Origin of the sequence: Bartonella pachyuromydis (assembly GCF_039543065.1) — a bacterium.
GTDB lineage: Bacteria > Pseudomonadota > Alphaproteobacteria > Rhizobiales > Rhizobiaceae > Bartonella > Bartonella pachyuromydis.
Genome location: NZ_BAABJA010000001.1, coordinates 350,853 through 366,838, shown reverse-complemented (window position 1 = coordinate 366,838; position 15,986 = coordinate 350,853). Strand labels below are relative to the sequence as shown.

The 15,986-nt window shown below is 39.5% G+C and carries 6 protein-coding genes and 1 tRNA gene; 4 read left to right on the top strand and 3 right to left on the bottom strand.

The window, feature by feature from the left end:
• Positions 1-187 precede the first annotated feature (187 nt).
• The 3 genes from ilvD to ABD917_RS01530 form a co-directional block, all read right to left on the bottom strand.
• Complete coding sequence (ilvD, locus tag ABD917_RS01540) at positions 188-2,026, bottom strand: dihydroxy-acid dehydratase (RefSeq protein ID WP_345118323.1); 1,839 nt, start codon at positions 2,024-2,026, stop codon at positions 188-190.
• Positions 2,027-2,512: 486 nt separating this feature from the next.
• Positions 2,513-2,588: transfer RNA gene (locus tag ABD917_RS01535), tRNA-Ala, on the bottom strand.
• 128 nt (positions 2,589-2,716) lie between these two features.
• Positions 2,717-3,097 carry a TIGR02300 family protein gene (locus ABD917_RS01530; protein WP_345118322.1) on the bottom strand — a complete coding sequence of 127 codons (381 nt, stop codon included), beginning with the start codon at positions 3,095-3,097 and terminating at the stop codon, positions 2,717-2,719.
• 189 nt (positions 3,098-3,286) lie between these two features.
• Here ABD917_RS01530 and aroA point away from each other — a divergent pair, with 189 nt between their 5' ends.
• The 4 genes from aroA (at position 3,287) to ABD917_RS01510 (ending at position 15,907) form a co-directional block, all read left to right on the top strand.
• Positions 3,287-4,615 carry a 3-phosphoshikimate 1-carboxyvinyltransferase gene (gene aroA / locus ABD917_RS01525; protein ID WP_345118321.1) on the top strand — a complete coding sequence of 443 codons (1,329 nt, stop codon included), beginning with the start codon at positions 3,287-3,289 and terminating at the stop codon, positions 4,613-4,615.
• The gene (cmk, locus tag ABD917_RS01520) at positions 4,612-5,259 is read left to right on the top strand and encodes a (d)CMP kinase (protein ID WP_345118320.1); all 648 of its coding nucleotides are present in this window, start codon (positions 4,612-4,614) and stop codon (positions 5,257-5,259) included. The genes aroA and cmk overlap by 4 nt, the downstream gene beginning before the upstream one ends.
• 134 nt (positions 5,260-5,393) lie before the next feature.
• Positions 5,394-7,094, top strand: a complete 1,701-nt coding sequence (rpsA, locus tag ABD917_RS01515; RefSeq protein ID WP_345118319.1) for a 30S ribosomal protein S1 — start codon at positions 5,394-5,396, stop codon at positions 7,092-7,094.
• 230 nt (positions 7,095-7,324) lie between these two features.
• Positions 7,325-15,907 carry a glycoside hydrolase family 94 protein gene (locus ABD917_RS01510; RefSeq protein WP_345118391.1) on the top strand — a complete coding sequence of 2,861 codons (8,583 nt, stop codon included), beginning with the start codon at positions 7,325-7,327 and terminating at the stop codon, positions 15,905-15,907.
• Positions 15,908-15,986 lie beyond the last annotated feature (79 nt).

Below are 15,986 nucleotides of genomic sequence, written 5' to 3'. Positions count from 1 at the left end.
TGACGTGTAAGCAAGTAATCTTAATTGATTCAATATAAGAGGATTTGTGATAAGAAAATATCACGATATTCGGAGTTGTGATCCAAGTTGGAAAATGATAACTTATCATTATAAATCAATGTCTTGTCATATTACGAAAAATACCTACAACTCTCTTCATTTTCCATAAATAAGGTTTTTCATACAATCATATACTGCGAACCGCCCCTTTAGCAGCAGAAGTTGTCATCGCTGCATAAGCTTTAAGAGCCTTTGAGACTTTACGCTCACGCTTCTCAACGGGTTGCCAAGCTGCTTTTCCTTTTGCTTCCATTTTAGCACGACGATGTTTTATCTCAGTGTCATCGACCAGCATATGAATAGTACGATTAGGAATATCAATTTCTATGATATCCCCCTCTTCTACCAAAGCAATTTCTCCCCCCTCTGCAGCCTCTGGTGAGATATGTCCTATCGAGAGTCCTGAAGTTCCCCCTGAAAAACGTCCATCTGTTATAAGTGCACAAGCCTTGCCCAGTCCTTTCGATTTGAGACAACTCGTTGGATAGAGCATTTCTTGCATTCCAGGTCCACCGCGTGGCCCTTCATAACGGATTAAAACAATATCACCTGATTGAATTTTATCATTTAAAATTGCTGAAACAGCTGAATCTTGGCTTTCAAAAATTCTTGCTGAACCTTTAAAAGTTAAAATTGACTGATCCACGCCTGCTGTTTTCACAATACAACCATCTCTGGCAAGATTCCCATAAAGAACCGCTAATCCTCCATCTTGCGAATAAGCATGTTCTCTATTACGAATCACACCTTTTTCACGATCAAGATCAAGAGTTGCATAGCGACAAAATTGACTAAATGCTGTTTGTGTTGGAATACCCCCTGGAGCCGCACGATAAAATTCATGAACCGTTGATTCATTTGTTTGCTTTATATCCCAGTGGTAAAGAGCTTCTTTCATTGTTCTTGCGTGAACTGTATAAGTAGACGTATCAACCAGTCCGGCTGCATCTAATTCCCCCAAAAGGGCCATAATACCACCAGCGCGGTGAACATCTTCCATATGCACATTTGCAACAGAAGGAGCAACCTTACACAAAACAGGAACGCGGCGTGAAAGATGATCAATATCCGTCATGGTAAAATCCACCTCACCTTCTTGCGCAGCTGCCAAAAGATGTAAAACAGTATTGGTTGATCCCCCCATAGCAATGTCTACAGCCATGGCATTTTCAAAAGCCTTACGTGAAGCAATCGAGCGCGGCAGAACTGTCTCATCACCTTGTTCATAATAGCGTTTAACTAATGTAACAATCTGTCGCCCTGCTTCTTCAAAAAGAAGCCGTCTATCTCTATGCGTCGCTAATATTGAGCCGTTACCAGGAAGAGAAAGCCCTAATGCTTCAGTTAAACAATTCATGGAATTGGCAGTAAACATTCCTGAACAAGAACCACATGTCGGACAAGCAGCACGCTCCATTTCAGCAATTTCTTCTTCTGAATTATCTTTGGAAGCCGCAGCAACCATAGCATCAACCAAATCAACGGTAAGATCTTGACCTTTCCATTTAATCTTACCAGCTTCCATAGGACCACCTGAAACAAAAATTGTTGGAATATTCAAGCGTAAAGCAGCCATTAACATACCAGGCGTGATTTTGTCACAATTGGAAATACAGACAAGTGCATCAGCACAGTGGGCGTTGACCATATATTCAACAGAATCAGCAATGATTTCACGTGAAGGCAAAGAATAAAGCATTCCATCATGCCCCATCGCAATTCCATCATCTAAAGCAATGGTATTAAACTCCTTCGAGACACCACCAGAAATTGCTATCTGTTGTGCTACAAATTGTCCAAGATCTTTTAGATGAACATGTCCTGGTACAAATTGCGTAAAAGAATTAGCAATAGCAATGATAGGTTTACCAAAATCAGTCTCTTTCATCCCTGTCGCACGCCAAAGACCGCGAGCCCCTGCCATATTGCGCCCATGTGTCGATATTCTTGAACGGTAAGAAGGCATTATTTTTTCCCCTCAAATAATTCCATTTTCTCTGTTGTGCGGCAATATCCCCCTAAAAACAAGAGCACCCCTGCAAAAAATAAAAAAAGCCTGTTATTGAGACAATTAAATCACAAAATTAGAAGCCACAGTCATTATTTGTCATTCAAATAATATTTTCTGCGAAAAGTGACCCCTAAATCTTTTAAAAATCTATAAAAACTGCCTTTTAGCTCCATAAAAAGATTTTGATTTAAGCAATAATACGGGAACAAACGTTCATTCTTTCTATAGAAATATTTGCACAAAATACAAAATATGTCCCATCTGTTCTTGCAATTTTATAGCAATAAAATTTCCCGAGTTTTATAAAGAAAAGGCCATAGCGAATTATCGCAGATAGACGCGTCATGAAATTACTGAAAATACTATAGATAAGAATACGCTTCTGACAGAAGATAAATCTTTTTATCAATATCAATAGTTATTGAAAAAATTGAGTCTTTTTGGTGGAGCTAAGCGGGATCGAACCGCTGACCTCTTGCATGCCATGCAAGCGCTCTCCCAGCTGAGCTATAGCCCCACATAAAGACAGTTACCCCTAAAAAAAACGGTCAATAACCTGAATAGAATTTTTTAGAACGATAAAAATTGAAGATCAAGAAGAATTTGTATTCAATGAAAAGAATAGCCTTATACTTCTTTTAACTTTTAAGAATCGTCATCGTTAGAAACACCGCCTCCGAGAATATCAGCAACATCATCATCCTCATCGTCATCATCATGAGATAAAAAGGCGTCATCGTCATCACCAAGATCAACATCACCGTCCTCCAAATCAGGAAGATCATCATCTTTAGAATCGTCACCATCCTCTTCGAGAAGCATAAAAGCAGATTTTTCAAGTGCTGTATCAAGCTCTTCAGTATCAACATCTTCCTCACTATTTGCTTCTGCTGCTGCAACCTCAAAATAAGAACGTGGATAAGAAATCCCTGTATAAGGCGATACAATAGGGTCGCGATTAAGATCATAAAACTTCTTTCCCGTTTCTGGATCAACACGCTTAGTTCCAAGATCCTGTTTTGCCATGAATCGTGCCTCTTTGGTTAACTATCATTCCATTTACAAAATAAATTCCATGGTGCTTAATCAAAAAATAATGTCTTTGTCAAAAGATAAATACATCATTCTCTATGGATTTTCTCATGACGCCTCTCAAAGCATGTGCTAAAGGAGAGCTAATTTAGTAAAATTTAGATAAAATTAAATAGAATTTCTATGCAAAAAGCAATACCCATAACCGCTTATAAATCTCCCAATCTTTTTGGAAAAATTAAAATACTAGGAGATAAATCAATTTCTCACCGATCTCTTATATTGGGAGGGCTAGCAACTGGTGAAACACATATTCATGGACTACTTGAGAGTGATGACGTTTTAAAGACAGCTGCGGCTATGCAAGCTATGGGTGCCTGCATTCAAAAGAAAAATGATCTCTGGATTATACGAGGAACTGGGAATGGTTGCCTTTTAGCAGCTCAAAACCCTTTAGATTTCGGAAATTCTGGAACAGGTGTTCGCCTTGTTATGGGAATGGTTGGTCCTTATCATATGAAAACAACCTTCATTGGTGATGCTTCTCTCTCCAAACGTCCCATGGGACGCATTCTCGATCCACTACAATCAATGGGCGTTGAAATTACTGCAACCCGCGGCGACCTTCTTCCTTTAACGCTTCATGGTCCCAAAATGGCTAATCCAATTTGCTATCGTATTCCCATGGCTTCTGCCCAAGTTAAATCTGCAATCCTGCTTGCTGGTCTTAATACAGCTGGTACCACAACCGTTATTGAAGCTATTCCCACGCGAGATCATACAGAAAAGATGCTCAAAGCATTTGGTGCTGAAATTGATATAGAAACGGATAAAGAAGGCACACGTTTTATTCACCTTAATGGACAACCACATCTTACCGGACAGATTCTTGATATACCAGGAGATCCCTCTTCTGCAGCTTTTCCACTGATTGCTGCCCTTCTTGTAGAAAACTCTGATATCACCATTGAAAATGTTCTTATAAACCCTTCTCGAATAGGACTTATCGAAACATTATGGGAAATGGGCGCTCAGATTGAACTTTTGAACCAACGCCAAACAGGTGGAGAGGATGTTGCCGATCTGCGGGTCCAATCATCAACGCTAAAAGGTGTTGTTGTACCAAAAGAACGAGCCCCATCGATGATTGATGAATATCCCGCTTTATCGGTAGCAGCAGCCTTTGCTGAAGGCAAAACAACAATGCTCGGAATTGAGGAATTGCGTGTTAAAGAGTCCGATCGCCTTTCTGCACTCGCACAAGGACTTAAAATGAATCACGTAGAATGTGAAGAAGGAAGAGATTTTCTCATTGTTCATGGCAACGGCTCTGGAAAAGGATTGGGAGGTGGAAACGTTACCACATATCTTGATCACCGAATTGCTATGTGCTTTCTGGTTTTTGGACTCGCGTCAGAAAAACCTGTTACCATTGATGATAAGCGTATGATCGCTACCAGCTTTCCAAAATTTATTTCTTTCATAAAAAAACTTGGGGGGAACATCGCTTGAAACCTTTTGTAATTGCTATTGATGGACCAGCAGCTTCAGGAAAAGGAACATTAGCACGTAAGATTGCTACACATTATCATCTTCACCATCTCGATACTGGACTTACTTATCGCGGTGTTGCTCACGCACTTTTACAACAAAAATTGCCTCTTAATGATGAAAAAAGTGCTCTTTCTTGTGCTCAAAAGCTTGATTTTGATACTTTAAATCCAGCTCTTCTCTCTTCTCATGAACTTGGCGAGGCTGCCTCAAAAATAGCACTTAATCCTGCTGTACGTGAAATTCTTGTCGCAAAACAGCGTGGCTTTGCTAAAACTTTACCTGGCAGTGTGCTTGATGGACGTGATATTGGTACTGTTGTTTGCCCCGATGCCGATATTAAATTTTACGTTTTAGCCAATGTTCAAACACGTGCAAAACGTCGCTATGAGGAAATGGTAAAAAAAGGGAATCAAGCAGAGTATCATGAAATCCTTAGTGATCTTGAACTGCGCGATAGACGCGATATAACCCGCAAACAAAGCCCACTTCGACCAGCAAAAAACGCCCACTTGCTTGATACGTCAGAATTGAGTATAGAAGCAACATTTGCAATTGCATGCACTTTTATTGATCCTATCATAAAAGAGCGTATAATTGGATAAAGTTGTAAAGGTGATTTCCGGCCTAGCGCTAATTTTTCTTCCTGTATTCAAGGGAAAAGGCAGGAAGTTGCCCTATGTTAACACTAACCTAGCGCTTATACCTTTTGTAATGAAGGTATGTATCAGGAGTTCTTATGTCACAATATAATCCCACAACAGCGGATTTCGAAGCTCTTCTTATGGAATCCTTTCAAACTAATGATCTTAATGAAGGATCCGTTGTTAAAGGTCGCATCATTGCAATCGAAAAAGATATGGCCATCATTGATGCTGGACTTAAAGTCGAGGGACGCATTCCACTCAAAGAATTTGGAGCGAAAGGAAAAGACGGTTCCTTGCAAGTTGGCGACGAAGTTGAAGTCTACATTGAGCGCATTGAAAATGCGATGGGTGAAGCTGTTCTATCGCGTGAAAAAGCGCGACGTGAAGAAAGCTGGATTCGTTTGGAAGAAAAATTCAATGCCGGTGTACGCGTCGATGGGGTTATCTTTAGCCAAGTAAAAGGAGGCTTTACAGTCGATCTCGATGGTGCCGTTGCTTTCTTACCTCGCAGCCAAGTCGATATTCGCCCCATCCGTGATGTTTCACCTCTCATGCACAATTCACAATCCTTTGAAATTTTAAAAATGGATCGTCGTCGTGGTAATATCGTCGTTTCACGCCGTACTGTCTTAGAAGAAAGTCGTGCTGAACAACGTTCAGAAATTGTGCAAAATCTTGAAGAAAACCAAATCGTTGAAGGTGTGGTTAAAAATATCACTGATTACGGTGCTTTCGTTGATCTTGGTGGAATTGATGGTCTCTTGCACGTTACAGATATGGCTTGGCGACGCGTTAATCATCCATCAGAAGTTCTCACCATTGGGCAAACAATTAAAGTCCAGATTATTCGCATCAATCAAGACACACACCGTATCTCTCTTGGCATGAAACAGCTTGAAAGTGATCCTTGGGAAAGCATCAGTGCAAGATATCCTGTGGGCAAAAAAATTACCGGTGCTGTTACCAACATTACTGATTATGGTGGTTTCGTTGAAATAGAGCCTGGAATCGAAGGGTTGATCCACGTCTCTGAAATGAGTTGGACAAAGAAAAATGTTCATCCTGGAAAAATTCTGTCTACATCACAAGAAGTAGAAGTGGTTGTACTTGAAATTGATCCTTCTAAACGGCGTATTTCTCTTGGCTTAAAACAAACATTTGAAAATCCATGGGTTGCTTTTGCCAATAAATTTCCTGTCAATTCACAAATCGAAGGAGAGGTCAAAAACAAAACAGAATTTGGTCTCTTCATTGGTCTTGAAGGTGATGTTGATGGCATGGTTCATCTCTCTGATCTTGATTGGAATCGCCCTGGTGAACAAATCATTGATAGTTATAATAAAGGGGATATCGTTAAAGCCGTTGTCCTTGATGTTGACGTTGAAAAAGAACGTATCTCTCTTGGAATTAAGCAACTTTCTAGTGATAAAGTTGGAGAAGCAGCAGCAGCAGGTGAACTTCGCAAAGGCGCTGTTGTGACATGTGAAGTGATAGCGGTTAATGAAAATGATATTGCTGTAAAATTGATTGACCACAATCTTGAAACAACTATCCGCCGCGCTGATCTTGCCCGTGATCGTGATGAACAACGTCCTGAACGTTTTTCCATTGGTCAAAGAGTGGATGCCCGCATCACTGCATTTGATAAGAAAACACGTAAACTTTCAGTGTCTATCAAAGCTTTAGAAATCGCAGAGGAAAAAGAAGCCGTTGCACAATATGGTTCTACAGACTCAGGTGCTTCTCTTGGTGAAATTCTCGGTGCTGCTTTGAAAAAGCAAGAACAAGACTAATGTTCCATTGTTAAAAAAATTATTTAAAATTAAGGTCGCTTGTTTTTAGAGCGACCTTTTTATTTGTTTTTAAAAGTTGTTTGCTCATTTTTTTAGTTGTCTCGTTTAAAATTACAAATATTTTTAAAGAAAAATAGAAAGTTTATTTTTTCTTTAAATTGCTTATTATTAAGATAAAATGCTTACAGCCTATTAAATACAAAGGAACCACATGATTGAATAGTAATAATATGGCATTCACAATATCTTTCATAAAGTATTTCTTTTCTCAGCAAACAAAAATCTATCATCTGAATCAAAGCAATACTCCTCTTCGTTCAACTTATAAATCGCAGGATGAACTTTATAAATTAGGCTATGATATAGCTTCTAAAAAAGAAATCCGCCTTCCTGAATATAAAGGAGAAAATAATTTTCATAAGCGATTAAATAAAAATGCTAAACTCATTCTCCATGCATTTCAAACCTGTGATATTGCTGCTCGAAATGATGAAACCATGCCACCATCTGCTCAATGGCTCCTTGATAATCATTATACCATTGACAAAACGATACAACAGCTACGCCGTAACCTATCTAAATCCTTCATCAAACAACTTCCCCTTTATAAACAAAGGACAGACATACCGCGTATCTTTGCTTTAGCTTGGCTTTATATTGCCCATACTGACAGCAGATTTTCACAAAAAACACTCACGGCTATGATCCATGGATTTCAAGAAATTTGTCCTCTTAAAATTGGTGAATTATGGGCACTTCCTTCTGTGATACAGATGTTGCTCATTGAAAATGTCCGCCGTCTTTCATTGCGTATTGAACAAACACGCACTATGCGCCATCTTGCCCATAAAGCCGCTAATAAAATTTCCCTCGCCGATAATGAAACAAAATTACATATTCTTTTCACGCATTATGCACCATTCACTGCTTATCCAAGCTTTTCAGCCCATTTATTCTATCGTCTGCGCAGTGCATCTGTTGATTCAACAACTGCATTAAATTGGCTTGAACAGCAATTACAAAGCCAAGGCAGTAGCCTAGAAATTGCCACAGCCGAAGAACATACGCGCCAAGCAGCAGATGGTGTCACCATGAGCAATATTGTCCGTACCCTTAAAAAACTTGGTGATGTTGATTGGACAATATGGTTTGAAACTGTTAGTTCTGTAGACTCTATTTTACATAAAAATAGTGATTTTTCTGAAATTGATGCTCAATCACGCAATATTTATCGACAAGTAATTGAAAAAATTACACGCTTTTCGCCCCTTAATGAACAGGAAGTTGCACGCAAAGCTATAGAAATAGCACTTTCTCCTTCTGAAAAGACACCTCTTCACTCTTCTGTTGGGTGGTATCTCGTCGGTGATGGAAGGCATCATTTTGAAAAAGCATGTGGCTATACCCCACCTTTGCTTATAAAATGGGTAGGATCTTTTTACTACTCAAAGATAAGCATCATTGCCATTCCTGTCTCTTTTCTAACACTTGCTTTTTTGCTTGCAGTATACACTCTCTTACAAGCGTCTGAAACACCATGGCTATCTCTCCTTTTTACTGTATTAGCGCTATTTCCTGCTATGGATGCTGCTTTTGCTTTCTTCAACACTGTTGTTTCATGGATTATTCCCTCAAAACATCTTATTGGTTATGAATATAAAGAGGGAATTCCAGAACATGCACGCACAATGGTCGTTGTACCTACTTTAATCACCTCACGCGGATATATTGATGAACAAGTGCACAATCTTGAAGTACACTATCTTTCCAATCCCAAAGGCGCCATCCATTTTGCACTTATCACAGATTGGATTGACTCTCATTTAGAGAAAACGCAAGATGATCTTGATTTGTTGCACTATGCACAAAAGAGTATCGATAAACTTAATTCCCGTTATCATCGTGATGATATCCCCCTTTTTTTCCTTTTACACCGTCGGCGCCTTTATAATACCAGTGAAAAATGCTGGATGGGATGGGAGCGAAAGCGTGGGAAGCTTCATGAACTCAATCTGTTATTAAGAGGAGATAAAAACACCAGCTTTTATCCCCCTAACCCACATCTTCCCATGGATTGTCGTTTTGTTATGACACTGGATTCAGATACACGCCTGACCCCTGAATGTGTCACAAAACTTGTTGGAAAACTTAACCATCCGCTCAACTACCCCACTTTTGATCCATATCATAAAAAGATTGTAAAAGGCTATAGCATTTTACAACCCCGTATTACGCCTTCTCTTACCACAGGAAATGAAACATCAATTTTGCAACGGGCTTTTTCTACCAATCGCGGTATTGATCCTTATGTTTTTGCTGTCTCTGATACCTATCAAGATCTTTTAGGAGAAGGAACTTTTATTGGCAAAGGTCTTTATCATATTGATGCATTTCAACAAGCACTTGATGGTAAAATTAAAGAAAATACTGTTCTTAGTCATGACCTTTTAGAAGGAGGGTATGCACATACTGCATTTGTGAGCGATGTAGAAGTGATTGAGGATTATCCAATAGCTTATAATGTGGATGTTGCACGTTATCATCGTTGGATTCGCGGGGATTGGCAACTTTTACCTTATCTCTTTTTCCCTCATCAAATTAGCCCTATGACACGTTGGAAAATGCAAGATAATCTGCGCCGTTCCCTTACACCACTTATGTGGCTCATTGCTGCCTTCGCAGGATGGTCTCTTTTACCGTTAAAAAGTGCAATTGCTTGGCAAACATTTTTGTTCTTTAGTCTCTTCATTTCACCAATTTTAAGTATATTACAAACGCTTGTTTCATCCAATATTGATTATTCTTTGCGTGGGTATTTCCAATTAATTTTGAATAAAATGACCCTGACAGGTACAAATATATTTCTTAAAATTACACTTCTTGCTCATTCAGCTTATTTTATGACCGATGCGATTATCCGAACACTTTATCGCATGGCGATCTCAAAACAGTATCTTCTTGAATGGAAAACTTCTGCAGCAACAAAATCTATTCCTAACAGTCTTGGCTTTTATATCCTTACAATGTGGCCAGCAGCACTTATTGGTGTTCTTGCCATAACACTGCCTCTCTTTTCTCACAGTTCTACAAGCTTTATTGCTTTACCTTTTGGACTTGTATGGTTTTTTTCTCCCTTGATTTCTTGGATTGTCAGTCAACCTTCAACATTTCAAGATACCCTTCATGGTTCTTCTGAAGATAAAAAAACTCTGCGATCTATTGCACGACGGACATGGTTTTATTATGCAACCTTTGTCAATGCCCAAAGCAATTATTTGCCCCCCGATAATTTTCAAGAAGATCCAGAACCTCTGATTGCACAACGCACATCCCCTACGAATATTGGACTTTATCTTCTTTCTGTTGTTGCTGCACGTGACTTTGGTTGGATTAGTTGTAAAGAAACTATTTCCCGCATTGAATGTACATTAAGCTCTCTTGAAAAAATGGAAAAATTCCGTGGGCATCTTTATAATTGGTATGAAACAGATACACTCAAACCTCTCTTGCCCACTTATGTATCAACTGTTGATTCAGGAAATCTTGCTGGTCATTTACTGACCCTTGCTTCAGCCTTAAGGGAATGGGCTGAAAAACCTCATGTTTTTATTCAAAGTAATCGCACAGGTTTGTGTGATGTTTATGCTATTCTTGCCGAAACTTTCAAAGAAATTCCAAATACTCAACCCATTTTGCATCCCTTACGTCAACAAATCGAAAAACGCATCGCCAATTTTGATCACTGTATTCATACTGTTATAGAAACACCAAACACTATCACTTCTCAGCTTACGAACTTATCGCTAATTGCTCGTGATCTTATGCAATTAATAGATGAACTTCATCAAAAAGTTCAAACAACAAAATCCGCTCAAACACTCTCTTGGGCAAAATGCCTTTTAGAAACCTGTGATGCCTATCATTACGATGCTTGTTATGATTATGATAGTGAAAAATTATCAAATGAATTGAATAGGTTAGCTGTCAAAACAAGGCAAATAGCCTTGGATATGAAATTTGATTTTTTAGAGAATCCTAAACGGCATCTTTTGTCCATTGGATATCGTGTTCAAGAAAATAAACTCGATGAAAATTGTTATGATTTACTCGCCTCAGAAGCGCGCCTTGCAAGCCTTTTTGCTATCGCAAAAGGCGATATAAAAGTAAAACATTGGTTTCATCTTGGTCGACTCCTCGTCCCCATTGGTTGGAAAGGTGCATTGCTATCATGGTCTGGCTCCATGTTCGAATATCTCATGCCATCCCTTATTATGCACGAACCTTTGGGATCTCTCCTCGATCAAACCAATCGACTGATTATTCATGGTCAAATACAATACGCCTCTAAACGTGGATTACCTTGGGGCATTTCAGAAGCAGCATTTAACGCTCGCGATCAGTTAATGAATTACCAATATGCTCATTTTGGTGTTCCAAGCCTCGGGCTTCAACGTGGTCTTTCACGCAATACCGTTATTGCTCCCTATGCTAGTCTTTTAGCAGCACAATATGTTCCTGAACAAACCGTGACCAATTTAAAACATCTCCGTGATCTTGGAGCTTTAGGAACATATGGTTATTACGATTCTCTTGATTTTACCCCCTCACGCGTGAAAACAGGAGAAAAATACGCTGTGGTACGCAATTATTATGCGCATCATCATGGCATGTCTATTATTGCTATCAACAATGTTATTTTTCAAGGGCGAATGCGTGATCTTTTTCACCGTGACCCAATCGTTGAAGCAATTCAATTTTTATTACAGGAAAGAGCACCACATCAAATTCCTATCATTCATAGCAAAGTTATTCATCGCATGCGCAATAATTGTCGAGAATTCAATGAAGCTCCTTTGCGCATTATAAAAGACCCACTGCTTAAACCACGTGAAACTTTGCTTTTATCTCATGGTTCCTATTCTACAATGTTGACAGCCAATGGTTCTGGTTACAGCCGTTGGCATGACTATGCGATTACGCGCTTTATTCCCGATGCGACAGAAGATCAACAAGGGACTTTGTTCTTTCTGCGTGATACAGATAGTGGCCGTTGGTGGTCTGTGACTGGTGAGCCAACACGCATTGTGGGAGAAGAAGCAGTCTGCATTTTTACAGATGAAAAAGCTGAATATATAAAAATGGTTGATGGTATCAAATCAACACTTGAATGTCTTATTACCTCTGAAGGGTGCGGGGAAGGGAGACGTCTTCAACTTATTAATACAACAAACAAAGACCGTATCATTGAAGTAACCTCTTATGGTGAACTCGCCCTTGCAACAATGGATGCAGATCAAGCACATCCTGCTTTTTCGCGGATGTTTATAGAAACAGAAATTGCTAACAGGAGAAGAACAATTTTTGCCAAGAGGCGCAAACGCTCTCCCCATGATCCTGAAATCCACATTGCCCATTTTGTTACTGGTATAACAGATGACATTCAAGAAACAGATGCTGAAACGGATCGCTCTTTATTTATTGGTCGGGGACGATCTATTCATCGGCCTGCTGCATTTGACCACAATGCGCATTTTAGTAACAGTCAAGGTTGTGTTCTTGATCCAATTATCTCACTGCGTTGCCGTATAAAAATTCCAGCATATGAAAAAGCTGAACTCATTTTTTGGACTTTTGCTGCTTATGAAAAAGAAACACTACATAATTATGTCAAACATTATCAGCAACCTAATATATTCCAGCAAGAATTTTCAATGGCATGGACACGCTCACAAGTCTCACTATATCAAAGTGGCATCGATCCTAAAGAAGCTATTACCTATCAAAAATATGCAACACCACTTATCTATCTTGATCGAACATGGCGTCTTTCTCCCAAAAAATTAGAAGAAAATCTTGGCAAACAATCTGATCTTTGGCCAATGTCGCTTTCAGGAGACATTCCTCTCTGCCTTCTCAGATTAGATAATGAAGGAGACATCGCTGTCCTCCATGAGCTTCTTAAAGCACATGAATATTGGCGTATGCGTGGGCTTATTGTCGATCTCGTCATACTTAATGAACAAGCATTTTCCTACATACAAAATACCCAATATGCTATTGAATGGGTATGCGAATCTTATCGCCACCATACTCACGATGTAGATGAACGCCAACATATTTTCATACTTCGGCGTGATCAAATGAATGAACAGAGCTTTAAAACGCTTCTTGCTTCAGCTCGCATTATTCTTGATGCGCAAAACGGCTCTTTGTCTGAACAACTCAAACAACTTGACAATAATGACTTTGATCTCACCATCTGTAAGATTCATCAAGAATCCCGTTATCAATTAAATGATCCAAAACACAACGAAGAAAAACAAAGCATAACATCCACGGAGCAAAGCCTCTTTGCTTCTCTTGGTCTTATCGGTCAACAAAAAGCTTCACCTCTCCCCATTGATGGAAATGATCTGAAATATTGGAATGGTTATGGTGGATTTAATCATCATAATCATTATGTGATACGTCTTCATGGGCATACGACCACACCACATCCATGGATCAACGTTATTGCTCATAAAAGCTTTGGCTTCCATGTCTCTGCTGAAGGTGCAATTTTTACTTGGGCAAACAATAGCCGTGATTATCACCTAACCCCTTGGAGTAATGATCCCATTTCTAACCGCCCAGGAGAGGCACTTTATCTTGTAGACCGTCTTTCTTTAAAACGGTTCTCACCCGTTTCGGCCGTTGAATGTGATGAAAATATTGTTTATGAAGCTTGCCATGGTTTTGGATTTTCAACCTTTAAATCCACGCATGCGGAGATCACCTTAGAGCTCACCCATACACTCTATCCAGAAAAACCAGTGCGTCTTTCACGCCTTACCCTCAAAAATAACGGAGAAAAAACACGTCGTCTACGCCTTTACAATTATGTTGAATGGGTTTTAGGCAATGCCCGTACAAAATATGCACCTTTCATACTCCCCTGTTATGATCTTATGCGTGGTGCACATTTTATCCAAAATCCCTACCACATCGACAAATGGCAACAAGTAGCATTTTTATCTGCTTCCCAATTACCAACAAGTACGACTACTGATCGCACTGAATTTATCGGTCTAACGGGAACAGTGATACATCCTCACGCAATCCGTAAAGCAGATACTCTTTCAAATACAGTTGAAGCAGGGTGTGATCCCTGTTCAGCATTTTCCTACGATATTGATCTTCTCCCAGGGCAAACAAAAGAAATCATTTTCTATCTTGGCAGTGCTGAAAATAGGCAAGAAGCGGAAAATTTACTAGACAAAGTGCGTGCAAGTGATTTTGAAATTCTGCTCACACAACAAAAACAGCAATGGGATGATTTTGTTTCCTCATTCCAAGTTAAAACACCTGATCCCTCTTTTGATCTTATGGTCAATCATTGGCTTCCTTATCAAATTTACGCTTGCCGCATGAGGGCACGCGCTGCCTTTTATCAAGCAAGTGGTGCATTTGGCTTTCGCGATCAGTTGCAAGACAGCTTGTCTTTGTTATTATTAAACCCACAAATCGCACGTGAACAATTGTTAAACGCCGCAGCACACCAATTTCTCGAAGGCGATGTACAACATTGGTGGTTGCCCGATACAAATGCTGGTGTTCGCACACGTATTTCTGATGATATTGTTTGGCTTGCCTATGGAACAGCACTTTATGTCAACACCACTGGTGATAGCATATTTCTTGATACTCCTATTGCTTTTATTGAAGGAGATTCTCTTAACAATGAACAACAAGACGCTTATTTTAAGCCCATACAATCCTTAAAGGTCGCAACACTTTATGAACATTGTGCTTTGGCTTTAGATCTTGCCATCAGACGCTGTGGATCACATGGACTCCCCCTTATTTTGTGTGGTGATTGGAATGATGGTATGAATTTGGTAGGCGCACAAGGCAAAGGTGAAAGCACGTGGTTGGGATGGTTTCTTGGTACTACACTACAAGCATTTATCCCCCTTGCCCAAAAAAGGAATGATAACACCCGTGTTGCAACATGGAGTGCATATCTTGAACGTTTAACTACGTCCTTAGAAGAAAATGGTTGGGATGGTGCTTGGTATCGGCGTGGTTATTTTGATGATGGAACGCCTCTCGGCTCTCAAATCAATGATGAATGTAAAATTGATACCATTGCTCAATCTTGGGCTGTTATTTCAAAAATGGCATCGCTTGAGCGCCAAAAACAAGCAATGGCATCAATGCTTGAACAGCTGTATGATGAAAAAGGCAGTCTTATACGCCTTTTCTGGCCACCTTTTGATAAAACAACTCTCGAACCCGGTTATATAAAAGGTTATCCTCCAGGTATTCGAGAAAATGGCGGCCAATATACACATGCTGCTGTTTGGAGCATTTTGGCACTTGCTCAAATGAATGAAAACGATAAAGCTTATGCTTTATTTTCTGCGATTAACCCAATTACTCATGGGAAAAATCCTGAAATTTATCGCGTTGAACCTTATGTGATGGCTGCAGATATTTACGCCGTTGAACCATATCGTGGGCAAGGTGGTTGGACATGGTATACAGGTTCGGCAGGCTGGTTCTACCGCGCTGCAACACAAGCCATTCTTGGGATTAATCGTCAAGATGACCAATTATTCTTAGAGCCACATTTACCTTCTTCATGGCCAAAATATGAAGCAAAAATGAAATTTTATGATGCCATTTATACCATTACCGTAAAATGGGGAGCTGAAAATATGCTTCGTGTTGATGGTAAAAAATATGCTCATGTTCAAGCAGGAATAAAGTTGGAAAAAATGGGAAAACATGAAATCATACGCACACTTAAATCCTCAAAACAGAAAAGATAAAAGGCTTTTTTATTCTTGCCCAAAACCTTAGAGTTGTTATAGTTCTTATATGTATTTTATTGGAGCACAATAATTTTAT

Bases quoted from the DNA above. Each gene is read 5' to 3' on its own strand.
- ilvD (WP_345118323.1), bottom strand. From the start codon at position 2,026: ATGCCTTCTTACCGTTCAAGAATATCGACACATGGGCGCAATATGGCA.
- ABD917_RS01530 (WP_345118322.1), bottom strand. From the start codon at position 3,097: ATGGCAAAACAGGATCTTGGAACTAAGCGTGTTGATCCAGAAACGGGA.
- aroA (WP_345118321.1), top strand. From the start codon at position 3,287: ATGCAAAAAGCAATACCCATAACCGCTTATAAATCTCCCAATCTTTTT.
- rpsA (WP_345118319.1), top strand. From the start codon at position 5,394: ATGTCACAATATAATCCCACAACAGCGGATTTCGAAGCTCTTCTTATG.
- ABD917_RS01510 (WP_345118391.1), top strand. From the start codon at position 7,325: ATGGCATTCACAATATCTTTCATAAAGTATTTCTTTTCTCAGCAAACA.